This window comes from Streptomyces ruber (genome assembly GCF_014648075.1).
In the GTDB taxonomy this organism is placed as follows: Bacteria; Actinomycetota; Actinomycetes; order Streptomycetales; family Streptomycetaceae; genus Streptomyces; species Streptomyces ruber.
Genome location: NZ_BMQK01000002.1, coordinates 696734 through 723641 on the forward strand (window position 1 = coordinate 696734; position 26908 = coordinate 723641).

A 26908-nucleotide genomic window follows, 5' to 3' on the forward strand; every position below is an offset into this window, starting at 1 on the left:
GCCCGAGAGGCCACGGGCTGACGAAGGAGTCGAGAGGTGCCGGCGATGCTGGACGCTGTCGTGGTGGGTGCGGGCCCGAACGGACTGACGGCCGCCGTGGAACTGGCCCGCCGCGGCTTCTCCGTGGCCGTGTTCGAGGCGTGCGGCACCGTCGGCGGAGGAGCCCGCACCGAGGAGCTCACCCTGCCGGGCTTCCGGCACGACCCCTGCTCGGCCGCGCACCCGCTCGGCGTCAACTCACCCGTCTTCAGGACGATGCCGCTCGACCGGTACGGGCTTCGATGGCTGCACGCCGACCTGCCGATGGCGCACCCGTTCACCGACGGCACGGCCGCGGTGCTGTCCCGGTCGGTCGCCGAGACGGCGGCCTCGTTCGGGCCGCGTGACGCGGGCACCTACCGCAGGCTCGTCGAGCCCTTCGTGCCCCGGTGGGACACCCTGCTGCGGGACTTCATGTCGCTGCCGTCGACGGCGCTGCCCCGCGACCCGGTCACCCTCGCCCGCTTCGGCCTCGCCGGGCTGCCGCCCGCCACCTGGCTGCTGCGCCGCTTCCGCGACGAGCGCGCCAAGGCCCTCCTGTCCGGACTCGTCGCCCACGTCATCGCGCCCCTCGACGGACTCGCCACCGGCGCCGTCGGACTGGTCTTCGCACTGGCCGCGCACGCGCGCGGCTGGCCGGTCGTGCGCGGCGGCTCCCAGTCCCTCTCCGACGCGCTCGCCGCGTACCTGAAGGACCTCGGCGGCGCCGTCCACACCGACTACGAGGTCAAGCGGCTGGACGACCTGCCGCCCGCGCGCGCGTACGTCTTCGACACCTCACCCGCCGCCCTGGCCCGGATCGCGGGCTTCGGGCACCACTACGAGTCGTACCGCTACGGCGCCGGCGTCTTCAAGGTCGACTACGCGCTGGACGGTCCCGTGCCGTGGACGGCGAAGGAGGCGCGCGCCGCGGGCACCGTGCAGGTCGCCGCGGACCACGAGGAGATCGGCACCGCCCTGCACGCGGCCTCGCGCGCGGGCCGCGCCCCCGAGGTGCCCTTCCTGATCACCGTGCAGCCCAGCACCGTCGACCCCACCCGGGCCCCCGACGGCAAGCACGTCTTCTGGGCCTACGGCCACGTCCCGAACGGCTGGTCCGGCGACCTCACCGACGCGATCGAACGCCAGCTGGAGCGCTTCGCACCGGGTTTCCGCGACCGCGTCCTCGCCCGCGCCACCGCGGGACCGCCGCAGCTCGCCGCCCGCAACGCCAACTACGTCGGCGGCGACATCGCCTGCGGCGCCGCGTCGGGGCTGCAGCTCCTGCTCCGCCCCAAGCTCTCCCTCTTCCCCTACAACACCCCGCACCCGGCGGTCTTCCTCTGCTCGTCCGCCACCCCGCCGGGTCCCGGGGTGCACGGCATGCCGGGGCACAACGCGGCCAAGGCGGTGTGGCGGCACCTGCACCGGACACCCGCCGGCCGCGCGGCCGGGGAGCGGGTGGCCGGGGAGCGGACGGAGAAGCGCGCATGACCACCCTCACGTTGGTCCAGGGCGACATCACCCGGCAGTCCGCCGACGCCATCGTCAACGCGGCGAACTCCTCGCTCCTCGGCGGCGGGGGCGTCGACGGCGCCGTCCACCGCCGGGGCGGCCCCGCGATCCTCGCCGAGTGCCGTGCCCTGCGCGCATCGAGGTACGGCCGGGGCCTGCCCACCGGCCAGGCGGTCGCCACCACGGCCGGCGAGCTGGACGCACGCTGGGTCATCCACACCGTGGGCCCGGTGTTCTCGGCGGACGAGGACCGCTCCGCGCTGCTCGCCTCCTGCTACCGCGAGTCCCTCCGCGTCGCCGACGGACTCGGCGCCCGCACGGTCGCGTTCCCCGCCGTGTCCACGGGTGTCTACCGATGGCCGCTGGAGGACGCCGCGCGCATCGCGGTGGACACGGTGCGGGCCACGGAGACGGAGGTCGAACGGGTCACGTTCGTGCTCTTCGACGAGCGGGCCCACGCGGCGTTCGCCGCGCGGCTCTAAGCCCGGCCCGCGGGTCCGTCCGCGGCCGTGAGCCGGATCCCCGTGACCAGATCGGGACGGATGCGGACCGCGTAGTCCATGGTCCGCTCCACCCAGGGATGGAGCAGTGCCCGGTAGCGGGCCAGCTCCCGCGGGTCGGTGACCAGACGGGCGTACCCGGTGACGACCACGCTCCAGCCGAGGTGCGTGGCCGGGTCGATGGCGTCGGCCTCGTAGGCGACGACGACCCCGGAGCCCTCCCCGTGCCGGGTGTGCGACGTCAGGGCCGAGCCCTCGTGGGTGCGGATGACGATGCCGCCGTCGTCGAGGACGTGGTTGACCGGACGGACGGTCGGGAGCGCCTGCCGGGTGAAGACGATCCGCCCCAGGGAGACGCTGCCGAGCAGGCGCAGGGCTTCGCAGTCGTCGAGTGCCACGCTCCGCCGTGGTCCGACGGCGGGGGACGGGAAGCTGTTGACCTTCATGGTGTGTCCGTAGGGGTTCGTCGCGCGGTGCGGGACCGGTGGCCGAGGGGGCCGCCGCGGCCGTCGGAGGCGTCCGCCACGGGCCACGGGCAGGCTGGGTCAGCTCATTGGACGGCTCGCGGCGGCACCGGCGGTAGGGCCGTTCGGCCCTGGCCCCGCGGCCCGGGGACGGGAAGCATCTCGCACGACGGAGCCGGTCGGCGTGCGGGCGCTCGGTGCGACGGTGACCGTCCGGCCCGGGGAGGGAGAGCACGTGGAGACCGTCGCGTACGGCGTCCTCGCGGACGAGGAGGCCCTGCTCCGGGAGGCGTTCGGCCGGAGGTGCGCCGGCCGTCATGAGCTGCGCTGTCTGCGGCTGTTCCTGGACGCGGACACGGTGCCCACCGCCGCCGGCCACGAGGTCGTGCTCAGCGGCGTGAACGACCGCCTGGACGCGCGGGTGCTGCGGGCCCTGGCGGAGGGCGGGACCAGGATGATCTCCCAGCGCTCCACCGGCTACAACAGCATCGACCTGTCCGCCGCCGGGAAACTGGGCCTGACGGTGGCCCGGGTCTCGTACTCCTCACCGCACTCGGTCGCCGAGTTCGCCTGGGCGCTGGCGCTCGCCGTCGACCGCGGGATCGTCCGGGCCGCCCACCGCACCCGCGAGTTCGACTTCCGGCTGGACGGTCCGATGGGCCGTGACCTGCACGGCCGGACGGCCGGGGTGGTGGGCACCGGCAGGATCGGCGCCGCGTTCGCCCGGATCGCCCACGGCTTCGGAATGCGGCTGCTGGGCTGGGACATCACCGAGGACCCCGACTGCCTCGCCCTCGGCATGAAGTATGTGGGACGCGAGCGGCTGTTCGCGGAGTCCGACCTGGTCAGCCTGCACGTCCCGCTGGTGGCGGACACGCACCACATGGTGGACGCCGCCGCCCTCGCCCTGATGAAGGACGACGCCGTCCTGGTCAACTCCAGCCGCGGCGGCCTCGTCGACACCGACGCCCTGCTGGCCACCCTGCGCGCGGGGCGGCTGAGCGGGGTCGGCCTCGACGTGTACGAGGAGGAGGCGGGCGTGTTCCTCCTCGACAAGTCCCTGGAGGTGATGACCGACGAGCGGCTCGCCCGGCTCATGACCTTCCCCGACGTCCTGGTCACCTCGCACCAGGCGTACTTCACCCGCGACGCGGTCGGCCGGATCGCGGAGACGACGGCGGCCGACGTCGACGCCTACCTCGCGGGCCGTACGGGTGACGACAACGTCCTCGTGGGACGGCCCGAGGCGGACCCGGGAGCGGTCTGAGGCGGACCCGGTTGGCGGCCGAGGCAGGCGCGGGGTGCGCCGCCACCGGGTCCATGGGCGCGGCGGGGGCGGGCACGCGGCTCAGGTACCGGGACGTCGTCGCCGGAGAGCGCGCCGCACGAGCAGCGCGGCCGCCGAAGCGACGAGCAGCGTGCCGGCGGCCGACGCGGCGCGGCGGGCGGCGGGGCTGTCCACCGGTGCCAGGTCCCGCAGCCGGTCGAAGCCGCTCAGCGGCACCCCCAGCACGGCGTTGCCCGGCGGGCGCCGGGGGACGGCCGGGTGCGGGTGGGTGGGCGCGGTGCGGCGTACGGCTTCCCAGGCGGCGCCGACACGGCGCAGCCGCCGGTCGCTCAGGGTCTCGCGGAGACGCGGCAGGAGTTCGTCCTCCTCGTCGCGGATGTCCTCGCGTATGAGGGCGAAGGCCTCCTGGGCCCACGCCTCGCGCCGCGGGTCGTCCCGGCCGGCCCGCTCCATCTTCGCGATCAGGCCGTTGATGGCCTGGTGCTCCTCCTCCACCCGGGCGGTGAGCCGCTCGCCCGTGCGGGTGACGTGCCGCAGCAGGGGCCACAGGACGGTCTCCTCCGCGAAGGCGTGGCTGAAGACCAGCTGCACGATGTCCTGCCAGAGCCGCTCGCGGTGCGGGTCCGTCGCGTCGGCCGCGAGCCAGGCGTTCATCAGCCGGTCGAGCTCGACGTGGTCGCGGCGCTGCCTCAGCAGAATGCTGCCTTCGCCCCCCAGCTCGGCAGCACTCCGCCCGGCGATGGACAGGGTCATGACGTCTTTCCGGCCGCCGGGCCGTCACCCCGCGACTTGCCCTCGTCACCGCTCCGCGTCGGCTGTCCGCCGGGCTTCGGGCGGCCCTCCTCCTCCGGGTGGACGTCCCGCTCTCCCGTGACCTGCTCCAGGGGGTGGCTCTTGTCCTGGTCCTTCGCTTCGGACATGGCGGACTCCTTACCTGTGTCGGTGGTGCGTGGTGGCGAGTCACCACGGAAGCGGGAGGTCAATCCCCCCGGTCCCCTCGATCCCCTCGTCCCCTCGATCCGGAGGTCGTACGGTGCCCCTGCCGTCCCGGCTCCTCCGTGCCCCACGTCCCGGGCCGGGGGCCGCCCGGCCCCGGCGGGGGGAACACCCGGCCCCGCCCCGGTACCGTCCCCTTCCGGCGGACCGCTACCGTGACCGGGTCGGGAACGGCCGGTCGGGGCACGTCGAGGAAGTGCGGAGGATCACTGGTGGGAAGCTCCGGGGAGGCCCGCATACGGTTGCCCCAGCTGAGGCTGGACGAGCTGCTGGAAGAGCTGCAGGCCCGCCTGGACGCGGCCCGCGGCACGCGCGACCGGGTGCACAGCCTGCTGGAGGCGGTCCTCTCGGTGGGCCGGGAGCTGGACCTGGAGCAGGCGCTGCGCGGCATCGTGCAGGCCGCGGCGGTGCTGGTGGACGCCGAGTACGCCGCGCTGGGCGTCATCGGCCCGGACGGCAGGGGACTGTCGGACTTCCTCACGGTCGGCATCACCGAGGAGCAGATCGCCAGGATCGGCCCCTACCCGGAGGGGCACGGCATCCTGGGGGAGCTGATCCGCCACCCGGAGCCGCTGCGGCTGGCGAGACTCTCCGAGCACCCGTCCTCGTACGGCGTCCCGGCCCACCACCCGCCGATGCACACCTTCCTCGGCGTCCCGATCCGGGTGCGGGGCCAGGTCTTCGGCAACCTGTACCTGACCGAGAAACGCGGCGGGGCGCAGTTCGACGAAGAGGACGAGGCGGTGCTGTCCACCCTGGCGGTGGCGGCCGGTGTGGCGATCGACAACGCCCGGCTGTACGAGGAGTCCCGGCTGCGCGAGCGCTGGCTGCGGGCGAGCGCGGAGATCACCCACAGCCTGATGTCCGGCAGCGACCGCGGCGAGGTCCTCGCGCTGATCGCCGAACGGGCCAGGGAGATCACCGGGGCGGCGCTGGCCGTGGTGGCGGTGCCCATGGCGGACACCGGCTCCCTCACGGTGGAACTGGCCATCGGGCGGGAGGCCGAGGCCCACCGCGGGCTGGTACTGCCCGCGGACAGCGGCCTGATCGGCGAGGCGTTCTCCCGTGCGGTGCCCGTCTCCAGCACGGACGTCGCGCGCGACGGGCTCGTCCGCGCCGGGCCGCCGCGCTTCTCGGGGCTCGGTCCGGCCGTGGCCGTCCCCATCGGCACCGGCGACGGCGTACGGGGTGTCGTCCTGCTGGTCCGGGAGACGGGCCGGACGGCGTTCTCCGAGAAGGAGAACGAGCCGCTGCGGGGTTTCGCCGCGCAGGCCGCGGTGACGATGGAGCTGGCCGAGCGCCGCCGGGACGCGGAGCGGATCGCCGTGCTCCAGGACCGTGACCGGATCGCCCGGGACCTGCACGACCTGGCGATCCAGCGGCTCTTCGCGACCGGCATGACGCTGCAGAGCGCGGGCCGCTTCATCGACCACCCGGAGGCCTCGGAGCGCGTGCTGCGCGCGGTGGACGACCTGGACGAGACCATCAAGATCATCAGGTCGACCATCTTCGGGCTGCGCTCGCGTGACGAGTCCGCCGGGCCCGGCCTGCGGGCGCGGGCGGTGCGCGTGGTCGGCGAGGCCGCGCCCGTGCTGGGGTTCGCGGCCGGGCTGCGGATGGGCGGCCTGCTCGACACCCATGTGCCGAAGGAGACCGCCGACCACCTGGTGGCCGTCCTCTCCGAGGCCCTGACCAACGTCGCCCGGCACGCGCGGGCGAGCCGGGCCGAGGTCACGCTCGAGACCGACGGCCGCAGCGTGCGGCTGGAGGTGTCCGACGACGGCGTGGGCGTCCCGGCCGGCGGCCGCCGCAGCGGGCTGCGCAACATGGCCGAGAGGGCCCAGCAGCTCGGCGGCACACTGGAGCTGACCCGTCCGCCCGACGGGGGGACCACCTTGGTGTGGCGGGTGCCGGTCACGGACCGCTGACACCCTCGCCGCCCGCTCCACCCCTGGCCGGGACCTTCGGCCCCCGGAAGCGCGGGACCGTTCGGCCCTGTCGACGCCCAGCACCGCGGACGAGCATGAGTCGCAGCCGGGAAGGACCGCTTCCCCCGCGTGTCATCTGGTCCTTCCCGGCTGATCGAGTTCGGTACCAGAGGTGGAGGTCGCGTCCAGGTGGACGTCAATCACGCGTACGGCCAACAGCGCCCGGAGAGTGAACGGGGCGCCGTGGCGGTGGCCGGCGGCAGTGGAGCGGAGCCGGTCGTCCGGGCGCGGACCAGAGGCGTCGTGGTGGAGTGGCTGACGACCACCGACCACAAGAGGATCGGGACGATGTACCTGGTCTCGGCCTTCGCCTTCTTCCTGGTGGGCGGTGCGCTCGCCCTGGTGATGCGGGCCGAACTCGCCCGCCCCGGCACGCAGATCGTGTCCAACGAGCAGTTCAACCAGGCGTTCACGATGCACGGCTCGGTCATGCTGCTGCTGTTCGCGATGCCGTTGTTCACCGGTTTCGCCAACTGGCTGATGCCGCTGCAGATCGGCGCCCCGGACGTCGCCTTCCCCCGGCTGAACATGCTCGCCTACTGGCTGTTCCTGTTCGGTTCGCTCATCGCCGCGGGCGGCTTCCTCACCCCGCAGGGCGCCGCCGGCTTCGGCTGGTTCCTGTACGCGCCGCTGTCGAACGAGGTGTTCTCGCCGGGCATCGGCGCCGACATGTGGATCATGGGCGTGGCGCTCTCGGGCTTCGGCAGCATCCTCGGCGCGGTCAACTTCATCACCACGATCATCTGCATGCGCGCCCCCGGCATGACGATGTTCCGGATGCCGATCTTCACCTGGAACGTCCTGCTCACCGGCGTACTGGTCCTGATGATCTTCCCGGTGCTCGCCGCGGCCCTCTTCGCCCTGGAGTGCGACCGCCGGTTCGGCAGCCACGTCTTCGACGCGTCCAACGGCGGCGCCCTGCTGTGGCAGCACCTGTTCTGGTTCTTCGGCCATCCGGAGGTGTACGTCCTGGCGTTGCCGTTCTTCGGCGTCGTCAGCGAGGTCATCCCGGTCTTCGCCCGCAAGCCGATGTTCGGCTACATGGGACTGGTCGCGGCGACCATGGCCATCGCCGGTCTGTCGGTGACGGTGTGGGCGCACCACATGTACACCACCGGTGGCGTGCTGCTGCCCTTCTTCTCCTTCATGACGTTCCTGATCGGCGTCCCGACCGGGGTGAAGTTCTTCAACTGGATCGGCACGATGTGGCGGGGCTCGCTGTCCTTCGAGACACCGATGCTGTGGGCGGCCGGCTTCCTGGTGACGTTCCTGTTCGGCGGGCTCACGGGCGTGATCCTGGCCTCCCCGCCGCTGGACTTCCACGTCTCCGACTCGTACTTCGTCGTCGCCCACTTCCACTACACGCTCTTCGGCACGGTCGTGTACGCCATGTTCGCCGGCTTCCACTTCTGGTGGCCGAAGTGGACGGGCCGGATGCTCGACGAACGCCTCGGCAGGATCACCTTCTGGACGCTGACGGTCGGCTTCAACCTCACCTTCCTCGTCCAGCACTGGCTCGGCATCGAGGGCATGCCGCGCCGGTACGCGGACTACCTCGCCGCCGACGGCTTCACCGGCCTGAACATGCTGTCCACGATCGGCTCCTTCCTGCTCGGTCTGTCGATCCTGCCGTTCCTCTACAACGTCTGGCGGACCGCCAGGTACGGCAGGAAGGTCGACGCCGACGACCCGTGGGGCTACGGCCGGTCGCTGGAGTGGGCGACCTCCTGCCCGCCCCCGCGGCACAACTTCGTCCGCCTTCCCGTCATCCGCTCCGAGTCCCCGGCGTTCGACCTGCACCATCCGGAGGTCGCCGCACTCGACGCGGCACGGCACACCGAGCTCGACGGGGCACGGAACTGAGCGGGCGGAGCGGAACGGAAGGGGAAGGGGAGCGGATCATGCCCAACGGTGTCCTGGCCCTCGGAACCGCCGCGCTGTGCGCCTCCGGCAGCGTCTGGTACCTGCCCGCCGTGGCGGACGTCCGGGCGGGTGCCGACCGGCCCCGGTCGCAGCGGCTGGCGGCCCTCGCGTGCCTCGTCGCGTGGGGCACGGTCGCGGCCGTCGGTGTCCTGCTGCTCACGCCCGTGCCGTGGACCGGCACGGCCGTGACGGCGGCGGGCCTGACCGCCGCCGCCGGGCTGCGGGTGTGCTCCCGCCGGCAGCACGCACGCGAACAGGCCGAGGAGAGACGGCGGTGGGCGCACCTGGGACCGGTGGGGCGGGCGGTACCCGCACCGGCCCACGCCGCCGCGGTGTTCGTCGCCTGGGTCCTGTCGGCATCGTTCCTGGCCCTCACGGCCGCCGCGACCGTCCTGCTGGCCGGCGGCCCCGACTGACCCCCGCGGATCACGACCGCGGGCCCGGTCGTCGCCCTGGACTTCGTGGGGACTGTTCCAGGGCGGCAGAAAGGCCGGTCCGGGGGCGCTTACGGTCGAGCGTCCCCGGACCGGTCCCGTCCAGGCACCACCGGTCCCGTACGGCTACGCGGGTCCGTGCCGGATCTCTCCCGCGACGTAGGTACGGGTACGGGTGCGGGGAACGAACCCCAGGGACCCGTACAGCCGCTTCGGCACGGGACACGCGGCGTCCCGGCGGCACCGGACGACGGCGCGGCGCCCGCCCGCGTCGGCGAAGGCGTGCAGCACGGCGGTGCAGACGGCACGGGCCAGGCCCGGCCGTCGGTGGTCCGGACGGGTGCCGACCGGCTCGGACTCACCCACGCCGGCCGCCTCGTCGTACCGGCCCTGGCGGTAGGCGACGACGTCACCGCCGGGGGAGACGACGACGAGATCGGTTTCGGGACGGTAGGGCCAGATGCGCCTCATACGGGCACGACGCTCGGCGGTGACCCGCGCCGAACCGAACGCGCCGCGGTGCGCCGCCGCCCCTCCGGCCACGTCGTCCGCGTCCGGGGCCCGGTCCGGCCCCCGAGCGACCGCGCCTCAGCCGACCCGGTAGCCGTTCTCCAGCTCCACCGTCCCCGAGCCCTCCGCCAGCACCTCCAGCGCGGCGACGACCCGGCGGCCGAGCGAGCCCCGCAGCAGCTCGGCCAGCTCCTCGTGCGAGGCGAGCCGCCAGGACAGCAGCTCCTCCTCCTGCAGCCGGATCGCCGCGAGGTCGTCCTCGCCGAGGACACCGCCGTCGTACAGGTACGCCACCAGCGGCGGGCGCCCGGGACCGGTCACCCAGTCCACCGCGAGCAGCCGGCCCAGCTCGATGTCGAGGCCGATCTCCTCGGCGGTCTCGCGCCGCGCGCCCTGGCGCGGGCTCTCCCCGTCGTCCGACTCGACCGTGCCGCCGGGCAGCGCCCAGCCCTCCCGGTAGTTCGGCTCGACGAGCAGCACCCGCCCCTCGGCGTCCCGGAAGAGCGCGGCGGCGCCGGCGAGCACGCGGGGGAGGCCCGCGATGTAGGTGGCGAAGTCCTGGGTGGTGTTCGAGGTGGTCATCGGGAAAGGGTATCCAGCCACGGCGGCGGCCCACCTCCCGCTCACCGGCCGGTCCCGGCGGAGCCGGAGCGGCGCTCCCGGCCGGTATAGGCGCGCACGGCGTCCCACAGGTGCGTGCGGTCGGCGTCGGGCCACAGGGTGTCGAGGAAGACCAGCTCGGCGCAGGCGGCCTGCCAGGGCAGGAAGTCCGAGGTGCGCCGCTCCCCGGCCGTACGCACCAGCAGGTCGACGTCCGGCAGCTCGGGCTGGTGCAGATGGCGGCCCACGTGCCGGGCGGTGATCCGGTCGGGGGCGAGCTCACCGCGCACCGCCCGCCGGGCCAGCGCCCGGGCCGCGAGGGCGATCTCGTCGCGGCCCCCGTAGTTGAAGCACAGGTTGAGGGTGAGGCCGGCGCGGTCCCGGGTGGCGTGCACCGTCTCCCGCAGGTCCCGCACCACGTCGGCGGGCAGTCCGTCGGCCGAGCCGGACCACAGCAACCGCACGTCGCGCCGCCACAGTTCCTCGGTGCGCAGGTCCAGCCCGGTCCGCAGCGCGCGCAGGATGTTCTCGGTCTCCGCCGTGGTGCGGGACCAGTTCTCGGTGGACAGCGCGTACACGCTCAGGCAGGGCAGGCCGATCTCCAGCGCGCCGTGGACGATGTCGCGCAGGGCCCGCCCGCCGGCGCCGTGCCCCTCGCCGCGGGGCAGCCCGCGGTCGGCGGCCCAGCGTCCGTTGCCGTCCATGACGATCGCCACGTGCCGGGGCAGCCGGTGGGCGGGCAGCCGGGGCGGCCGGACGCCGTCCGGATGCGGCAGGGGCGGCAACGGGACGGCACGGGCGGCCGGGGGGTCCGCCGGGGCGGGCCGGGGCACGGGGAGCGGCGGGGGAGCGGGAGGTGCGACGGCCGCCGTCCGCGCGCGTCGCCAGGCCCGGGCGACACGCAGCCGGCCGCCCAGCAGCAGGCACTGGAAGCGGACGTGGTCCGCCGTGCGCCGCAGCCCTCGCGGACGGCGCCGCAGCCCGTCGAGTTCGAGCCGCTGCAGCGCCACGAGCGTGCGCCAGGCCGCCGCCGCCGGCGGGTGCTGGGCACCGAGGCGCGCGGCCTGCGCCAGCCACGCGTCGGCCCGGTCCGCCAGGGCGCGCACCAGGGCGGTGACCCGTTCGCTCCGCTGTGGCCGCCGCAGGTCGTCGGCGGTCACCCCGTACTCGTCCAGCACGTCGTGCGGCAGCTCGACGGAGCCCTGCCGGGCGTCCTCGCACAGCTCGCGCAGGGCGCCGACGAGGCGGTGGGCGTCGCCCCAGCGGCGCAGCGCGTCGGCGTCCGCGGCGGTGAGGGACAGCCCCGGGCCGGTGAGCAGGGCCAGCAGCCGGGAGATCCCGAAGGGGAACGACAGCCTGTCCCCGTACGCCTGCCAGTCCGCCCAGGTGAGCAGGCGGGTCTCGCGCGTCGTGTCGGTCCGGTGCCCGGCGGCCGTGACCGGCAGCCCGTCCCCCGGCAGGTCCCACCGCCAGACCGCGTCGACCAGCGCCGCGCGCACCGGGTCGGTGCTGTGGCCGCGCCGCAGCTCGGTCTCCAGGGCCCGGCTGTGCGCGGCCACCCGCTCCGCGCGCCGCCGCGGGGTGTCGTCCGGGGCGCCGGCGAGGGCGTCGACGGTCCGGGCGTGGCCGTGCACCGCCCACAGCAGCGGCCGCAGCCCCGCCGGGAGGAGCAGGCCGACCGCACGGTCCAGCCGGCCCGAATCCCGCACCAGCCGACGGCAGGCCTCGTACCCGGCGCGCACCGCCGGGTCGGTGATCCCGGCCGCCCGGTAGACCCGCCCCGGTCCCGGACGGCGCCACGGCACCCGTACGACGGCGGGCGGCGCCGGCGGCGGTTCGCTCACGGCGCGGACCTGCCCCGGCACGCCCCCGGCCCGCACCGAGCCGCCCCGCATCCGGTCGCCGGGCGAACGTTCCCGCGCACCGCCGTCACGTGCGCGTCCCCGCGTGGCCGGCGGACCCCCGCGGCCGCGGGCGCGCACGGCCGGGACGAGCAGCCCGGCCAGGGACAGCGCGGCCGCCCAGCCCATCCCCAGCAGCAGGTGCCGCCACGGGGTGCCGCCGGTACCGACGGCCGCGACGGCGGACTGCATCGCGCCGTACGCCGGCAGCAGGCTCAGCAGCGGGGCGTCCGCCCAGGGGCCGGCGACCGGGTTCTGCAGGGTCAGGTCGACGAACCCGACCGACGTCACCATGAACAGGCCCGCCGCCTCGCTGCGCGTCACCGAGGCCAGCAGGACGCCGGCGGCGCCGTAGACCAGGGCACCGACGCAGAGCGCGAGCGCGAGCGCCGGCACGTCGATCCGCTCCGGCCGCCCGAAGACGCACACCCACGCGGTGGCGTACCCGGCGGCCGACACCGCCCACAGCAGCAGCACGGAACCCTGGGCCGGCGCCAGGCAGGCACGTGGGCAGCCGGCCCTGGCCAGGTGCCCGTAGAAGACCGCGCACCGGCTGGTGGACAGGAACATCATGAAGCCGACGACCAGGGTGAGCGAGTGCAGCGCCCCCGACAGCCCGGCGACCTCGTTCGCGGCGAGCCGCACCGTGCGGTCCGCCGCGCGCAGCGGGAACCGCACCGGGTCCGCGGGCAGCACCAGATGGGCCAGTCCCAGCCACAGCGGCACGATCAGCACCGCCGGCACCAGCGCCGCACGGTTGCGCGCCTGCTCCCGCACCGCGTACCGGACCGCCGTACGCAGACACCGCCACCAGTGGCTCACGGCGCTCCCGTCGTCCCCTCGCAGCCGCCCGGCACCACCGCGCCACCGTTCCCGCTCCTCGGCCGTCACGGGCTGGCCAACGAAGTACGCGCACGGCGGTGTCGCGACGCCCGTGACGACCGCTCGAAACAGCGACGCGCCATCAGTTCGAGCCCGGACGGGAGCAGCCGCCCGGCCCCGGTCACCCCTCCGGCCCGGCCAGCCGCACCGTCCGCTCGGCCAGTTCGCTGATCCGTACCCCGTCGAAGCCGAACACCGCGCTGCGCACCGTGTCCCGCAACGGCTCCGTCCACTGCGGCGGTATCGCCCCCGCCCCGCACAGCACGCCGGCCACCGAGCCCGCCGTCGCGCCGTTGGAGTCGGTGTCGAGCCCGCCGCGCACGGTGAGGGCGACCGTCCTGGTGAAGTCCCCGTCGCCGTACAGGAGTCCGGCCGTCAGCACCGCGGCGTTCGGCACCGTGTGGATCCAGCCCAGCCCGGCGGTCTCCCCGGACAGGGTGTCCAGCGTCTCCGCCCAGCCGAGCCCGGCCTCGTGCAGGGAGAGCACCCGGCGCACGGCGCGGGCGAGGCGGCTGCCCGCCGGGATCACCATGAGGGCCGCCTCGACGGCGTGGCGCGCGTCCGGCGCGGTGAACGCGTCCGCGATCAGCGCCGCCGCCCACATCGCGCCGTACACCCCGTTCCCGGTGTGCGAGAGCACCGCGTCCCGGCGCGCCGACGCCGCCGCGCGCCGGGGGTCGCCGGGATGCGTCCAGCCGTGGATGTCGGCACGGATGAGGGCGCCGATCCACTCCTGGTACGGGTTGTCGTACGTGGCCGTGAGCGGGGGTTTGAGGCCGGCCGTGAGATTGCGGTACGCGGCCCGCTCCGCCGTGAACGTCTGGAGGTACGGCAGCCGCAGCAGCCACAGCTCGCCGACCTGCTCGGTGGTGAAGCCGAAGCCGTGCCTCTCCAGCAGGTCCAGGCCGAGGATCGCGTAGTCCACGTCGTCGTCGCGGCAACTGCCGTCGACCCGGCCGCGGACACAGGCGCGCCACTCGGGGCGCAAGCCGAGTTCGTCGCTCTCGTCGGCGGGTTCCGGGAGGTAGTCGGTGAGCGGCAGGGCGCCGGCCCGCCGCAGGTAACGGTCGATGCGCTCCCGCGTCCAGTGGTCGCCGCGCTCGACCGGTTTGCCGAGCATGTTGCCCGCGATCCGGCCCAGCCAGCCGCCGAGGACGCGGTCGGCGAGTTCGGTGCCCTCAAGGGTCATGTTCCAGTCATACCCCCGGCGCGCCCGTTCGGGGCGACCGCGTGCGCCCGCCCGGGCCGGAGGCCTCGCCCGCGTCAACCCACGGGCGACCGAGGCGTCAACCTTGGTCCGCTTCCGCACCAGCATGAGATGTTCGTCTGGTTTACTGCCGCACGTCCGCTTGGTTCCCCTCGCCTCCCCAGGAGAGTCATGAACAAGCTGCGCCGTGCGCTCGTGCTCGCCGCCTCGTGTTTCACCGTCCTCCTCCCCGCCGTCCACGCCGTCCCCGCGCACGCGAAGCCGCCCGCGCCCGTCGTCGAGACCGGTGACGTGACCGTCCTGACCGGGGACTACGACATCCTGGAGGACGTGCTGGAACACATCACCATCAGGCGTGGCAACGGTCCCACGGCGCATCAGATCTACGACCACTCCCGGGGCGAGGCCCTCCCGGAGTGAGCCCCGGGCCGGACGCGGCAGCCCTGGGCAGCGGCACCCCCCTGCGGTTAAGGTCGCAGCGGCGCGACTGCCTTGACGTGCGCAAGGCCCGAGGAGCGAGGGGATGCAAGGTGAGCGTGCTGATAGCCGCTGACAAGTTCAAGGGTTCGCTGACCGCCGTACAGGTCGCCGAGCGGATCACCGCGGGACTGCGCCGGGTCGTACCCGGGATCGCCGTCGAGGCGCTGCCCGTGGCCGACGGCGGCGACGGCACCGTGGCCGCGGCGGTCGCGGCCGGTTTCGAACGGCGCGAGACGACGGTCGCCGGGCCGCTCGGCGACCCCGTCACGGCGGCGTACGCCCTGCGCGACGGCACCGCCGTGGTGGAGATGGCCGAGGCCAGCGGCCTGCAGCGGCTGCCCGGGGGCGTCCTCGCACCGCTCACCGCGTCCACGTACGGATCGGGCGAGCTGCTGCGCGCCGCGCTCGACGCCGGGGCCACGACGATCGTCTTCGGCGTGGGCGGCAGCGCCACCACCGACGGCGGCGCCGGGATGCTCGCCGCGCTCGGGGCGCGCTTCCTGGACGCGGACGGGAAGCCGGTCGGGCCCGGGGGCGGCGGGCTGCGCGAGCTGGCGACCGCCGACCTGTCCGGGCTCGACCCCCGGCTCGCCGGCATCGGGTTCGTGCTCGCGAGCGACGTCGACAACCCGCTGACCGGTCCCAAGGGCGCGCCCGCCGTGTACGGGCCGCAGAAGGGGGCGGGCCCGGAGGACGTGGCGGTGCTCGACGCGGCGCTGTGCCGCTACGCGGAGGTCCTGGAGCGGGCGACGGGCCCCGAGGCCGCCGAGTACGCCCTCGCGCCCGGGGCCGGCGCCGCCGGCGGGATCGGCTACGGCGCGCTCGTCCTCGGTGCCCGCTTCCGGCCCGGCATCGAGGTCATGCTCGACGTCCTGGGCTTCGCGCCGGCGCTGGAGCGGGCCACGCTGGTGATCACCGGCGAGGGCTCCCTCGACGAGCAGACCCTGCACGGCAAGGCCCCCGCGGGGGTCGCAGCCGCCGCGCGGGCCGCCGGCAAGGAGGTCGTCGCGGTCTGCGGGCGTCTGGCACTGGCCCCGGACGCGCTCGCCCGGGCCGGCATCCGCCGCGCCTATCCGCTCACCGACGTCGAGCCGGACGTCGGGCGGTGCATCGCCGAGGCGGGCCCGATCCTGGAGGACGTGGCGGAACGGATCGCGCGGGACTTCCTGAGCTGAGCGGGGAACGGCCGGACACGGGTGTGGGCCCGAGCCGGAAGGCTCGGGCCCACACCCGTGTCTCGTTCCCGTCCGCGTTACGGCAGCTGCGCCGCGCGCGCCTCGCGCCGGTTGTCGCGGAAGTTGTTCACCCGCCGGGCCGTGGCGAAGAGCGGGATCACCGCGCCCAGCACGAGCTGCAGGGCGCAGCCGGTCTGCAGCAGCAGCTGGCCGCCGGGGGCGTCGAAGGCCCAGGCCGCCAGCAGGCCCATGGAGGTGACGATCCAGGAGAGCATCGCCACGGCGAGCGGGCCCCGCGGCTTCGGGTACTCCACCCGGCTCACCATCAGCCACGCCGTGCCGAGGATCGCCAGCAGCGTCGCCACGAAGGGCAGCTCGAGGAGCACGATCGAGACGACGGTGAGCGCGCCGAACGGCGAGGGCATGCCCTGGAAGGTGCCGTCCTTCACCGTCACGCAACTGAACCGCGCGAGCCGCAGCACCACCGCCAGCAGCACCACGATGGCCCCGACGGCCGCGACCCGCTGGTGCGCGTCGTCCGCGACCATGCCGTAGACCAGCACGAAGTACGCCGGCGCCAGACCGAAGCTGATCAGGTCGGAGAGGTTGTCGAGCTCCGCGCCCATCGGTGAGGAACGCAGCTTGCGCGCCACCAGGCCGTCGAAGAGGTCGAAGACCGCCGCGCAGAGCATCAGGATGACCGCCGTGGCCGCGCTGTGGCGGGCCATGCCGGTCTCCTGGCTGCCCTGGAGGTGCGGGATCAGGATGCCGGTGGTGGTGAAGTACACCGCCATGAAGCCGCACGTGGCGTTGCCGAGCGTGAGGGTGTCCGCTATCGAGAGACGGAGGGAGAGCGGCATCTCCTCCTCTTCTTCGTCCTCGACCGCCTCGGGCGCCCAGCCCGGCTTCGTATCGGGATCAATCACGGTCAATGCGAGTCACCCCAGCCACGGTCTTCTGACCGACCTCGACGGCGACCTCGACACCTTCGGGGAGGTAGATGTCGACTCGGGAACCGAAACGGATCAGGCCGATCCGGTCTCCCTGCTCCACCTTGGTGCCCTGAGGCACGTACGGAACGATACGGCGGGCGACGGCGCCGGCGATCTGTACCATCTCGATGTCACCGAGCTCGGTGTCGAAGTGCCAGACGACGCGCTCGTTGTTCTCGCTCTCCTTGTTGAAAGCCGGAACGAACCCGCCCGGGATGTGCTCGACTGAGGTGACCGTGCCGGAGAGCGGGGCGCGGTTCACGTGGACGTTGAGCGGGCTCATGAAGATGGCGACGCGGGTGCGCCCGTCCTTCCACGGCATGATGCTCTGCACCACGCCGTCGGCGGGCGAGATGACCCGACCCTGGGCGATCTCGCGCTCGGGGTCGCGGAAGAACCACAGCATGCCCGCCGCGAGCGCGGTGGTGGGCACGGCCACGGCCTTCGCGACGCCCGAGCGGCGGGCGCGGGCGAGGCTGAGGGCTGCGGTGGCCACGGTCGGGATGAGCCACGGCGATGCTCCGCGCGCAAGACGTACGCCGGCCTGGCGATCGCGAGGTGCAGGGGTTTGGCTGTGGGGCATGGATGACCTTCGTAGCGGATGATGCCGCGCATGAACGGGGGACGGCGGCTTTCTATCGGATCGTACCGGGCGCGGGCCACAACTGGGCAAGCCAGGAAGCCGAGTCGGCGCCCCGGAACGGTTGACGGGGTGTGATCTTCTTCTCGAAGAAAACACCCCTAAACCGCCACGAACGCGACATCTATCCTTCGAAGCGGTACTCCTCGAGCAGTCGCCGACCGATGATCATTTTCTGGATTTCGGCGGTACCTTCACCGATCAGCAGCATCGGCGCCTCCCGGTAGAGGCGCTCGATCTCGTACTCCTTCGAGAAACCGTAGCCGCCGTGGATGCGGAAGGCGTCCTCCACGACCTCCTTGCAGTACTCGGATGCGAGGTACTTCGCCATCCCCGCCTCCAGGTCGTTTCGTTCCCCGGAGTCCTTTTTGCGGGCCGCGTTCACCATCATCGCGTGGGCGGCCTCCACCTTGGTGGCCATCTCCGCGAGCTTGAACTGGATGGCCTGGTGCTGGGCGATCGGCTTGCCGAAGGTGTGCCGCTGCTGGGCGTACCGGATGCCGAGCTCGAACGCGCGCCGGGCCACGCCGCAGCCGCGCGCGGCCACGTTGACCCGGCCCACCTCCACGCCGTCCATCATTTGGTAAAACCCTCGGCCGGTGGTCCCGCCGAGCACCCGATCGGCCGGTACGCGCAGTCCGTCCATGATGAGCTCGGTGGTGTCGACGCCCTTGTAGCCCATCTTGTCGATCTTCCCGGGAACGGTGAGACCGGGGCGGACCTCCCCGAACCCGGGCTCCTTCTCGACCAGGAACGTCGTCATCGACCGGTGCGGGGGCGCATCCCGCGGGTGTCCTTCGTCACTCCGCACCAGAACGGCGACGAGCGTGGACGTTCCACCGTTGGTCAGCCACATCTTCTGACCGTTCAGGACGTAATCGTCACCGTCTTTGACTGCTTTCGACGTGATCGCGGACACGTCGGAGCCCAGCGCCGGCTCCGACATGGAGAAGGCGCCCCGCACCTCGCCGAGCGCCATCCGCGGCAGGAAGTGCTCCTTCTGTTCCTCCGTGCCGTGCTGCCTGAGCATGTAGGCCACGATGAAGTGGGTGTTGACGATGCCGGAGACGGACATCCAGCCGCGGGCGATCTCCTCCACGCACAGCGCGTACGTGAGCAGGGACTCGCCCAGACCGCCGTACTCCTCGGGGATCATCAGCCCGAACAGGCCCAGCTCCTTGAGCCCGTCGACGATGCGCTGCGGATACTCGTCGCGGTGCTCCAGCTCGGTCGCGACGGGGAGGATCTCCTTGTCCACGAAGTCCCGGACGGTCGCGAGGATCTCCTGCTGCACGTCCGTCAGTCCGTACGTCTGGGCGAGTCGGGCCATGGCTACCTCTCCTGCTGCTTCGGCTGAGGACGGCCCGGCTGCTCGCCGCCCCGCTCCTTGACGTACGACTCCGTCGGCACCATCACCTTGCGCCGGAACACGCAGACCAGCGTGCCGTCCTGCTTGTGGCCCCTGGTCTCCACGTACACGATCCCGCGGTCGCCCTTCGACTTCGACGGCCACTTGTCCAGCACGGTCGTCTCCCCGTACACCGTGTCGCCGTGGAAGGTCGGCGCCACGTGCCTCAGCGACTCGACCTCCAGGTTGGCGATGGCCTTGCCGGAGACGTCCGGGACGGACATGCCGAGCAGGAGGGAGTAGACGTAGTTCCCGACGACCACGTTCCTGCCGAAGTCCGTCGTCCGCTCCGCGTAGTTGGCGTCCAGGTGGAGCGGGTGGTGGTTCATGGTGAGGAGGCAGAACAGGTGGTCGTCGTACTCGGTGACCGTCTTCCCGGGCCAGTGCTTGTAGACGGCCCCGACCTCGAACTCCTCGTAGGTGCGTCCGAACTGCATGGCGGTCAGGCCTCCGGGGCTTCGAACCTGGACGTGCGCTGCATGCCGGCGGCCCGGCCCTTGCCCGCGACGACCAGCGCCATCTTCCGGCTGGCCTCGTCGATCATCTCGTCGCCGAGCATCGCGGAGCCCTTCTTGCCGCCCGCCTCGGACGTGTAGTACGCGTACGCGTCCAGGATCAGCTCCGCCCGGTCGTAGTCCTCCTGCGAGGGCGAGAAGATCTCGTTGGAGGCCTCGACCTGGCCGGGGTGCAGCACCCACTTGCCGTCGAAGCCGAGCGCGGCGGCACGGCCGGCGACCTCGCGGAAACCGTCGACGTTGCGGATCTGCAGGTAGGGGCCGTCGATCGCCTGGAGGTCGTTGGCACGGGCCGCCATCAGGATCTTCATCAGGATGTAGTGGTAGGCGTCCGCCGGGTAGCCGGGCGGCTGCTCGCCGACGACCAGCGACTTCATGTTGATGGAGGCCATGAAGTCGGCCGGGCCGAAGACGATCGTCTCCAGGCGCTGCGACGCCTCGGCGATCTCGTCGACGTTGTTCAGGCCCCGCGCGTTCTCGATCTGCGCCTCGATGCCGATCCGGCCGACCTCGAAGCCCATCGTCCTCTCGATCTGGGTGAGGAGCAGGTCGAGCGCCACGATCTGCTGCGCGTCCTGCACCTTCGGCAGCATGACGCAGTCCAGGTTCTGCCCGGCGCCCTCGACGACGGTGACGACGTCGCGGTACGTCCACTCCGTCGTCCAGTCGTTGACCCGCACGACCCGCGTCTTGCCGGTCCAGTCGCCCTCGTTGAGGAACTTCACGATCGTGTGCCGCGCCTCCGGCTTGGCGAGCGGGGCGCACGCGTCCTCCAGGTCGAGGAACACCTGGTCGGCCGGGAGACCCTGGGCCTTCTCCAGAAAGCGGGGGTTGCTGCCCGGCACGGCCAGGCACGAGCGGCGCGGGCGGAGCCGGTTCACCTGTGGAACAGGGCTGGTCATGCGGGGACCTCCAAGGGGTCGAGCTTGTTCGCCTTCCGGATCTCGTCGACGATACGGCCGATGATTCCGGTGATGTCGAAGTCCTTCGGGGTGAAGACGGCGGCCACTCCCGCGGCCCTGAGCCGCCGGGCGTCGCCGTTCGGGATGATCCCGCCGGCGATCACTGGGATGTCGCCCGCGCCGGCCTCGCGCAGCCGCTCCAGCACGTCCGGCACCAGCCGCGCGTGCGAGCCGGACAGGACGGACAGGCCCACCGCGTGCACGTCCTCGGCGAGGGCGGCGTCCACGATCTGCTCGGGCGTCAGCCGGATGCCCTGGTAGACCACCTCGAACCCGGCGTCACGGGCCCGCACGGCGATCTGCTCGGCGCCGTTGGAGTGCCCGTCCAGGCCCGGCTTGCCGACCAGGAAGCGCAGCTTGCCGACGCCCAGGTCACGGGCGGTGAGGCGCACCCGGCGGCGCACCTCCGCCAGCGCGGTGCCCTCCTCGGCGGCGACCGCGACCGGCGCGGACGAGACCCCGGTCGGCGCGCGGTACTCGCCGAACACCTCGCGCAGGGCCCCGGCCCACTCGCCGGTCGTGACCCCGGCGCGGGCGCACTCCAGGGTGGCCGCCATCAGGTTCTCCGTGCCCCGCGCCGTCTCCTTCAGCCGCTCCAGCGCGTCCCGGGAGCGCCGCCCGTCGCGGGTGTCCCGCCAGTCCCGCAGGCTCTGCACCACCCGGTCCTCGACCGCCGGGTCGACCGTGTGGACGGCGGTGTCCAGATCGGCCGTCAGCGGGTTCGGCTCGGTCGTCCCGTAGACGTTGACGCCGACGATCTTCTCCTCGCCGGACTCGATCCGGGCCCTGCGCTCGGCGTGCGAGGCGACCAGCCGCGACTTCAGGTAGCCCGACTCCACGGCGGCCAGCGCGCCGCCCATCTGCCGGATGCGGTCCATCTCGTCCCACGCGTCCCCGGCGAGCTCGGTCACCTTCGCCTCGACGACGTGCGAGCCGTCGAAGATGTCCTCGTACTCCAGCAGGTCGCTCTCGTGGGCGAGGACCTGCTGGATGCGCAGCGACCACTGCTGGTCCCAGGGCCGGGGCAGGCCCAGCGCCTCGTTCCAGGCGGGGAGCTGCACGGCACGCGCGCGTGCGTCCTTGGAGAGGGTGACCCCCAGCATCTCCAGCACGATGCGCTGGACGTTGTTCTCCGGCTGCGCCTCGGTCAGCCCGAGGGAGTTGACCTGGACGCCGTACCGGAACCGCCGCTGCCGCACGTCCGTGATGCCGTACCGCTCCCGCGTGACGCGGTCCCAGATGCGGCCGAAGGCGCGCATCTTGCACATCTCCTCGACGAAGCGGACGCCCGCGTTCACGAAGAAGGAGATCCGGGCGACGACGTCGCCCATCCGCTCCCGCGGCACCTGCCCGCCGTCGCGCACCGCGTCCAGGACGGCGATCGCGGTGGACATCGCGTACGCGATCTCCTGGACCGGGGTGGCCCCGGCCTCCTGCAGGTGGTAGCTGCAGATGTTGATCGGGTTCCACTTGGGGATGCGGGAGACCGTGTACGCGATCATGTCCGTGGTCAGCCGGAGCGAGGGCCCCGGCGGGAACACGTGCGTGCCCCGGGACAGGTACTCCTTCACGATGTCGTTCTGGGTCGTCCCCTGCAGCCGGGCGACGTCCGCGCCCTGTTCCTCGGCGACCACCTGGTAGAGCGCCAGCAGCCACATGGCCGTGGCGTTGATGGTCATCGAGGTGTTCATCCGCTCCAGCGGGATGTCCTCGAACAGCCGGCGCATGTCCCCGAGGTGCGAGACCGGCACCCCGACCCGGCCCACCTCCCCGCGCGCGAGGACGTGGTCGGGGTCGTACCCCGTCTGCGTCGGCAGGTCGAACGCGACGGACAGTCCGGTCTGGCCCTTGGCGAGGTTGCGCCGGTACAGCTCGTTGGAGGCCTCGGCGGTGGAGTGGCCGGCGTAGGTGCGCATGAGCCACGGACGGTCTTTCTGGCGGCCTGTCATCTGTGGCTCTCAGACGTTCCGGAAGCGGTTGATGGCGTCGATGTGCCGCGCGCGCTTCTCCGCGTCACGGACGCCGAGCCCCTCCTCGGGGGCGAGGCACAGGACGCCGACCTTGCCCTGGTGGGCGTTGCGGTGCACGTCGTGCGCCGCCTGGCCGGTCTCGTGCAGCGGGTACACCTTCGACAGCGTCGGGTGGATCTTCCCCTTGGCGATGAGCCGGTTGGCCTCCCAGGCCTCCCGGTAGTTGGCGAAGTGCGAGCCGATGATGCGCTTCAGCGACATCCACAGGTAGCGGTTGTCGTACTCGTGGCGGTAGCCGGAGGTCGAGGCACAGGTGACGACGGTGCCGCCCTTGCGGGTGACGTAGACGCTGGCGCCGAAGGTCTCGCGGCCCGGATGCTCGAAGACGATGTCGACGTCCTCGCCGCCGGTCAGCTCGCGGATGCGCTTGCCGAACCGCTTCCACTCGCGCGGGTCCTGGTGGTCCTCGTCCTTCCAGAACCGGTAGCCCTCGGCCGTGCGGTCGATGACCGCCTCGGCGCCCATGGCCCGGCAGATCTCGGCCTTCCGGTCGCTGCTCACGACACAGATGGGGGTGGCGCCGCCGGCGAGCGCGAACTGCGTGGCGTAACTGCCGAGGCCGCCGCTCGCGCCCCAGATGAGCACGTTGTCGCCCTGCTTCATGCCGGCGCCGTTCCGTGACACCAGCTGCCGGTACGCGGTGGAGTTCACCAGGCCCGGAGCGGCGGCCTCCTCCCAGCTCAGGTGGTCCGGCTTCGGCATCAGCTGGTTGGACTTCACGAGCGCCAGCTCCGCCAGGCCGCCGAAGTTCGTCTCGAACCCCCAGATCCGCTGCTCCGGGTCGAGCATCGTGTCGTTGTGCCCGTCGCTCGACTCCAGCTCCACGGACAGGCAGTGCGCGACCACCTCGTCACCGGGGTGCCAGGCGTGCACGCCCGGGCCGGTGCGCAGGACGACGCCCGCGAGGTCGGAGCCGATGATGTGGTACGGCAGGTCGTGGCGCGCGGCGAGTTCGCTGAGCCGGCCGTAGCGCTCCAGGAAACCGAAGGTCGGCAGCGGCTCGAAGATGGAGGTCCAGACCGAGTTGTAGTTGACCGAGGAGGCCATGACGGCCACCAGCGCCTCGCCCGGGCCGAGTTCCGGGACCGGCACCCGGTCCAGGTGGATCGACTTGCGGGGGTCCTTGTCGCGGGTGGCGAGGCCCGCGAACATCTCCGTCTCGTCCTTGTGCACGGTGACCGCGCGGTACGACTCGGGCAGCGGCAGGGCGGCGAAGTCGGCGGGCGTCGCGTCCGGCGACTGGATGGCGTCCAGGATGTCCTTCACGGTGGTGCCTTCCGGCGAGATGTGTGAGGGATGCCGTCGGTTCGGCGGGGGTGGTGCGGCAGCGCTTCGTGGCGCGGAGGGTGCCTGTGACGCAGGCGTCCGGGCGCGCTCGCCATGGGGGCTCGCGGGGACAGCCGACGTGCGGCGCGGGTTCGTGCACGCCGGCCGCCCGGACAACATCAACGTATGGCACGGCGTGACAGGTGACAAGGCACTGCGTGCCAAATAATGAGCTCAGATGAAATCTTTACTCGACAGATGAGCGATGATCGATCAGTGGCGGCCGGCTGGGACATGAAAAACGGCCACCCCACGGGGTGGCCGTCCGCACGACGACGCCTCAGCGGTCCCGCAGCGCCTGTTCGATCGTCCGCATGATGTCGTCGAGCGGGGCGTCCGTCCGGGCCACCGTCACCAGCACCTCGCCCTGCGAGGCGACGGACGCCGGGGACGGGGCGGCGGGCTGCGGCGCGGCCGTGCGGCCCGCGCCGATGCCCGTCCCGAACGTTCTGCGGACGATCGCGAAGGCGTGGTCGAGCTGGTTCTCCACGTCGCCCTGCCCGTCGGCCCGCAGCCAGCGCCGCAGCACGTGGTTGTGCGCGGTGACGACCGCCGACGCGGCGACCTCCGCCAGCAGCGGGTCGTCGTTGGCGTCGTCGTCGTGCGCGTGCTCGTCGAAGTGGCCCAGCAGGTACCGGGTGAAGAGCCGCTCGTAACGGGCCACCGAGGCGATCTCGGCCTCGCGCAGGGTGGGGACCTCCCGTGTGAGCCGGTAGCGCTGCACGGAGATCTCCGGCTGCGCCGCGTACATCCGCATGACCTCCTTGATGCCGCGGCACACGGTGTCGAGCGGGTGCTCGTGCGCCGGGGCGGCGTTGAGCACCGCCTCCGCGCGGACCAGGGTGTCGTCGTGGTCGGGGAAGATCGCCTCTTCCTTGGAGCGGAAGTGGCGGAAGAAGGTGCGGCGGGCCACCCCCGCCGCCGCGGCGATCTCGTCGACGGTGGTCGCCTCGTACCCCTTCGTCGCGAAGAGCTCCATGGCCGCGGCCGCCAGTTCCCGGCGCATCTTGAGGCGTTGCGCGGCGGCACGGCTGCCCGCGGCGCTCTCCGGAGCGTCGGACGTGGCTGGTGTACGTGAGGACTTCGCGGCCTGGGACATGCCCTGAACGTACTGCATGTGTGCGAAGGAGTGTGCAGGTCCGCCGGTTCCCCCGGCCGCCGGGGGCGGGGGACGGCCGGCCGGGTCGAGGAGCCCGCCCCAGCCGGCGCCGCCCGGGAACCAGTCGCCGGGCCTCTCAGCGCTTGCCATGCTCGCGGAAGCCGCGGCCGGTCTTGCGGCCGAGGCAGCCCGCGGCCACCAGATGTTCGAGGAGCGGCGCCGGGGCGAGACCCGGGTCGCGGAACTCGCGGTGCAGCACCCGCTCGATGGCGAGCGAGACGTCGAGCCCGACCACGTCCAGCAGTTCGAACGGGCCCATCGGGTAGCCGCCGCCGAGCTTCATCGCCGTGTCGATGTCGTCCGGCGACGCGTAGTGCTCCTGCACCATCTTCACCGCGTTGTTCAGGTACGGGAACAGCAGCGCGTTCACGATGAAGCCGGCCCGGTCCCCGCAGTCCACCGGGTGCTTGCGCACGGCCGCGCACAGTCCGCGGACCGTGCTGTGCACGTCGTCCGCGGTCAGGACGGTGCGGACCACCTCGACCAGCTTCATCGCCGGGGCCGGGTTGAAGAAGTGCACGCCGATCACGTCCTGCGGGCGCGAGGTGGCCCGGGCGAGGGCCACGACGGGCAGCGAGGAGGTGGTGGTGGCGAGGATCGCGCCCGGCCTGCACACCTTGTCGAACACGGCGAACAGCTGCCGTTTGACCTCCAGGTCCTCGACGACGGCCTCCAGGGCCAGGTCGACGTCCGCGAAGGCGTCGTACGAGCCGGCGCAGGCGATCCGGTCCAGCGCCTCGGCCGCCGCCTCCGCCGTCATCCGTCCCCTGCCGACGGAGCGGGACAGCGACGTGCCGATCCGGGCCTTCGCCTCCCGCGCCTTCTCCGCACCGCGCGCGGCGAGCACGACACCGTACCCGGCTTTCGCGAACACCTCGGCGATGCCCGACGCCATCGTGCCCGAACCCGCGATCCCGACGGATCGGACGACGCGCCCGGGCACCGCCGAACCGCCCTCGCGCGGGGTCAGCGCGTCCGGCACGACGGTGGAACTGCCCGCGGCCGCGTACGTGTAGAAGCCGCGTCCCGCCTTGCGGCCGGTCAAGCCCGCCTCGCTGAGCTGCTTGAGGAGGGGCGCGGGGGCGTGCAGCCGGTCGTGCGAGGCGGCGTACATGGCCTCCAGGACCGTACGCGCCGTGTCGATGCCGATCAGGTCGAGCAGGGTGAGGGGACCCATCGGGAGCCCGCAGCCGAGCCGCATCGCCGCGTCGATGTCCTCCCTCGACGCGTACCGGGCCTCGTACATCGCGGCGGCCTGGTTGAGGTAGCCGAACAGCAGTCCGTCGGCGACGAACCCGGGCCGGTCGCCCACCGCGACGGGCTCCTTGCCCAGTTCCAGGGCGAGGTCCGTGACCGCGGCGACGGCCTCGGGCGCGGTCAGCACGGACGAGACCACCTCGACGAGCCGCATCGCCGGGGCCGGGTTGAAGAAGTGCATGCCCAGCACCCGCTCGGGACGGGCCGACTCGGCGGCCAGCCGGGTCACGGACAGCGCGTTGGTGCCGGTCGCGAGGACCGCCCCGGGACGGACGATCCCGTCCAGCTCGCGGAAGACCTGCTGCTTGATCTCGTACGACTCCGGCACGAGCTCGATCACCAGGTCGGCGGCGGCCGCGGCCTGCAGGTCGGTGAAGGTGCGGAAGCGGGCGAGGACGTCGCCGCGCTGCTCCTCGGTGATCCGCCCGCGGCCGACGGCGCGGGCGGTCGAGGACTCCAGGGCGGCGGCGGCCCGTGCGGCCGCCGTCTCGCTGACGTCGATGCCGACGACCTCGCGGCCGGACCGGGCCAGGACCTCGGCGACACCGGTGCCCATGGTGCCGAGGCCGACCACGGCGACGGTCTGGAACGGGGAGGGGAGGGGGGAGGTGCCGGACTGGACGGTGGCCATCGCGGGACTCCAGGAATGAGGGTGACGACTGGGAGCGCGCCCGGGCGCCGGCGGGCGCGCCGGGGCGGCGAAGATGGCCGGCCCTGTCCCGGAGCCGGGTCGTTCTG

Annotated in this window: 24 protein-coding genes; 8 read left to right on the forward strand and 16 right to left on the reverse strand. The window is 73.0% G+C overall.

The features are described 5' to 3' along the window. The first annotated feature begins 45 nt into the window (after positions 1-45). Positions 46-1512, forward strand: a complete 1467-nt coding sequence (locus tag IEZ04_RS07525) for a phytoene desaturase family protein (RefSeq protein WP_189215893.1) — start codon at positions 46-48, stop codon at positions 1510-1512. Beyond that, positions 1509-2015 carry an O-acetyl-ADP-ribose deacetylase gene (locus tag IEZ04_RS07530; protein ID WP_189215894.1) on the forward strand — a complete coding sequence of 169 codons (507 nt, stop codon included), beginning with the start codon at positions 1509-1511 and terminating at the stop codon, positions 2013-2015. The genes IEZ04_RS07525 and IEZ04_RS07530 overlap by 4 nt, the downstream gene beginning before the upstream one ends. On the opposite strand, the gene IEZ04_RS07535 is transcribed toward IEZ04_RS07530, so the two are convergent. Beyond that, positions 2012-2479, reverse strand: a complete 468-nt coding sequence (locus tag IEZ04_RS07535; protein ID WP_189215895.1) for a pyridoxamine 5'-phosphate oxidase family protein — start codon at positions 2477-2479, stop codon at positions 2012-2014. The genes IEZ04_RS07530 and IEZ04_RS07535 overlap by 4 nt on opposite strands. A 253-nt stretch (positions 2480-2732) precedes the next feature. Between IEZ04_RS07535 and IEZ04_RS07540 the strand changes: the two genes are divergently transcribed. After that, positions 2733-3764, forward strand: coding sequence for a 2-hydroxyacid dehydrogenase (locus IEZ04_RS07540; protein ID WP_189215896.1), 1032 nt, complete (start codon positions 2733-2735; stop codon positions 3762-3764). An 81-nt stretch (positions 3765-3845) separates the two neighbouring features. Here IEZ04_RS07540 and IEZ04_RS07545 read toward each other — a convergent pair whose 3' ends face one another. Together IEZ04_RS07545 and IEZ04_RS07550 are read right to left on the reverse strand one after the other, a co-directional pair. Further along, positions 3846-4538 (reverse strand): hemerythrin domain-containing protein, encoded by a 693-nt coding sequence (locus tag IEZ04_RS07545; RefSeq protein WP_189215897.1) that lies wholly within the window; start codon positions 4536-4538, stop codon positions 3846-3848. Then, positions 4535-4705 carry a hypothetical protein gene (locus tag IEZ04_RS07550; RefSeq protein WP_189215898.1) on the reverse strand — a complete coding sequence of 57 codons (171 nt, stop codon included), beginning with the start codon at positions 4703-4705 and terminating at the stop codon, positions 4535-4537. Before IEZ04_RS07550 ends, IEZ04_RS07545 begins: the two co-directional genes overlap by 4 nt. Before the next feature lie 288 nt (positions 4706-4993). On the opposite strand from IEZ04_RS07550, the gene IEZ04_RS07555 reads away from it, so the two are divergent. The 3 genes from IEZ04_RS07555 (at position 4994) to IEZ04_RS07565 (ending at position 9108) form a co-directional block, all read left to right on the forward strand. Further along, a complete protein-coding gene (locus IEZ04_RS07555) occupies positions 4994-6709 on the forward strand; it encodes a sensor histidine kinase (protein WP_189215899.1) in 1716 nt (571 codons plus the stop codon). A 243-nt stretch (positions 6710-6952) separates the two neighbouring features. Beyond that, on the forward strand, positions 6953-8632 hold the full coding sequence (gene ctaD / locus IEZ04_RS07560; protein ID WP_428838043.1) for an aa3-type cytochrome oxidase subunit I: 1680 nt from the start codon (positions 6953-6955) through the stop codon (positions 8630-8632). A 38-nt stretch (positions 8633-8670) separates the two neighbouring features. Beyond that, complete coding sequence (locus tag IEZ04_RS07565; protein ID WP_189216063.1) at positions 8671-9108, forward strand: hypothetical protein; 438 nt, start codon at positions 8671-8673, stop codon at positions 9106-9108. 144 nt (positions 9109-9252) lie between these two features. Here IEZ04_RS07565 and IEZ04_RS07570 read toward each other — a convergent pair whose 3' ends face one another. The 4 genes from IEZ04_RS07570 to IEZ04_RS07585 all read right to left on the reverse strand — a co-directional run bounded on the left by IEZ04_RS07570 (position 9253) and on the right by IEZ04_RS07585 (position 14208). After that, positions 9253-9597: a GNAT family N-acetyltransferase gene (locus IEZ04_RS07570; RefSeq protein ID WP_189215900.1), complete on the reverse strand. Its 345-nt coding sequence runs from the start codon at positions 9595-9597 to the stop codon at positions 9253-9255. 117 nt (positions 9598-9714) lie between these two features. Next, entirely contained in the window at positions 9715-10218 is a 504-nt protein-coding gene (locus IEZ04_RS07575) for an NUDIX domain-containing protein (RefSeq protein WP_189215901.1), read from the reverse strand. Positions 10219-10259: 41 nt separating this feature from the next. Next, on the reverse strand, positions 10260-13028 hold the full coding sequence (gene uppS / locus IEZ04_RS07580) for a polyprenyl diphosphate synthase (RefSeq protein WP_229820882.1): 2769 nt from the start codon (positions 13026-13028) through the stop codon (positions 10260-10262). Between the two features lie 112 nt (positions 13029-13140). Next, complete coding sequence (locus IEZ04_RS07585; protein WP_189215902.1) at positions 13141-14208, reverse strand: ADP-ribosylglycohydrolase family protein; 1068 nt, start codon at positions 14206-14208, stop codon at positions 13141-13143. A 189-nt stretch (positions 14209-14397) separates the two neighbouring features. Here IEZ04_RS07585 and IEZ04_RS07590 point away from each other — a divergent pair, with 189 nt between their 5' ends. Further along, the gene (locus IEZ04_RS07590; RefSeq protein WP_189215903.1) at positions 14398-14646 is read left to right on the forward strand and encodes a hypothetical protein; all 249 of its coding nucleotides are present in this window, start codon (positions 14398-14400) and stop codon (positions 14644-14646) included. A 116-nt stretch (positions 14647-14762) separates the two neighbouring features. Next, on the forward strand, positions 14763-15881 hold the full coding sequence (locus IEZ04_RS07595; protein ID WP_189215904.1) for a glycerate kinase: 1119 nt from the start codon (positions 14763-14765) through the stop codon (positions 15879-15881). Between the two features lie 77 nt (positions 15882-15958). Here IEZ04_RS07595 and pssA read toward each other — a convergent pair whose 3' ends face one another. The 9 genes from pssA to IEZ04_RS07640 form a co-directional block, all read right to left on the reverse strand. Next, positions 15959-16741 (reverse strand): CDP-diacylglycerol--serine O-phosphatidyltransferase, encoded by a 783-nt coding sequence (pssA, locus tag IEZ04_RS07600; RefSeq protein ID WP_189216051.1) that lies wholly within the window; start codon positions 16739-16741, stop codon positions 15959-15961. Between the two features lie 58 nt (positions 16742-16799). Continuing rightward, positions 16800-17456, reverse strand: a complete 657-nt coding sequence (locus IEZ04_RS07605) for a phosphatidylserine decarboxylase (RefSeq protein ID WP_189215905.1) — start codon at positions 17454-17456, stop codon at positions 16800-16802. A gap of 181 nt (positions 17457-17637) precedes the next feature. Then, positions 17638-18843 (reverse strand): acyl-CoA dehydrogenase family protein, encoded by a 1206-nt coding sequence (locus IEZ04_RS07610; RefSeq protein WP_189215906.1) that lies wholly within the window; start codon positions 18841-18843, stop codon positions 17638-17640. 2 nt (positions 18844-18845) lie between these two features. Continuing rightward, positions 18846-19358, reverse strand: a complete 513-nt coding sequence (locus tag IEZ04_RS07615) for a MaoC family dehydratase (protein WP_189215907.1) — start codon at positions 19356-19358, stop codon at positions 18846-18848. 5 nt (positions 19359-19363) lie between these two features. Continuing rightward, complete coding sequence (locus IEZ04_RS07620; protein WP_189215908.1) at positions 19364-20338, reverse strand: HpcH/HpaI aldolase/citrate lyase family protein; 975 nt, start codon at positions 20336-20338, stop codon at positions 19364-19366. Further along, a complete protein-coding gene (locus tag IEZ04_RS07625; RefSeq protein ID WP_189215909.1) occupies positions 20335-22347 on the reverse strand; it encodes an ethylmalonyl-CoA mutase in 2013 nt (670 codons plus the stop codon). Before IEZ04_RS07625 ends, IEZ04_RS07620 begins: the two co-directional genes overlap by 4 nt. A gap of 9 nt (positions 22348-22356) precedes the next feature. Next, on the reverse strand, positions 22357-23694 hold the full coding sequence (gene ccrA / locus IEZ04_RS07630; protein WP_189215910.1) for a crotonyl-CoA carboxylase/reductase: 1338 nt from the start codon (positions 23692-23694) through the stop codon (positions 22357-22359). Positions 23695-24034: 340 nt separating this feature from the next. Continuing rightward, positions 24035-24853: a TetR family transcriptional regulator gene (locus tag IEZ04_RS07635; RefSeq protein ID WP_189215911.1), complete on the reverse strand. Its 819-nt coding sequence runs from the start codon at positions 24851-24853 to the stop codon at positions 24035-24037. Positions 24854-24989: 136 nt separating this feature from the next. Continuing rightward, the gene (locus tag IEZ04_RS07640; RefSeq protein ID WP_189215912.1) at positions 24990-26801 is read right to left on the reverse strand and encodes a 3-hydroxyacyl-CoA dehydrogenase family protein; all 1812 of its coding nucleotides are present in this window, start codon (positions 26799-26801) and stop codon (positions 24990-24992) included. Positions 26802-26908: the final 107 nt, after the last annotated feature.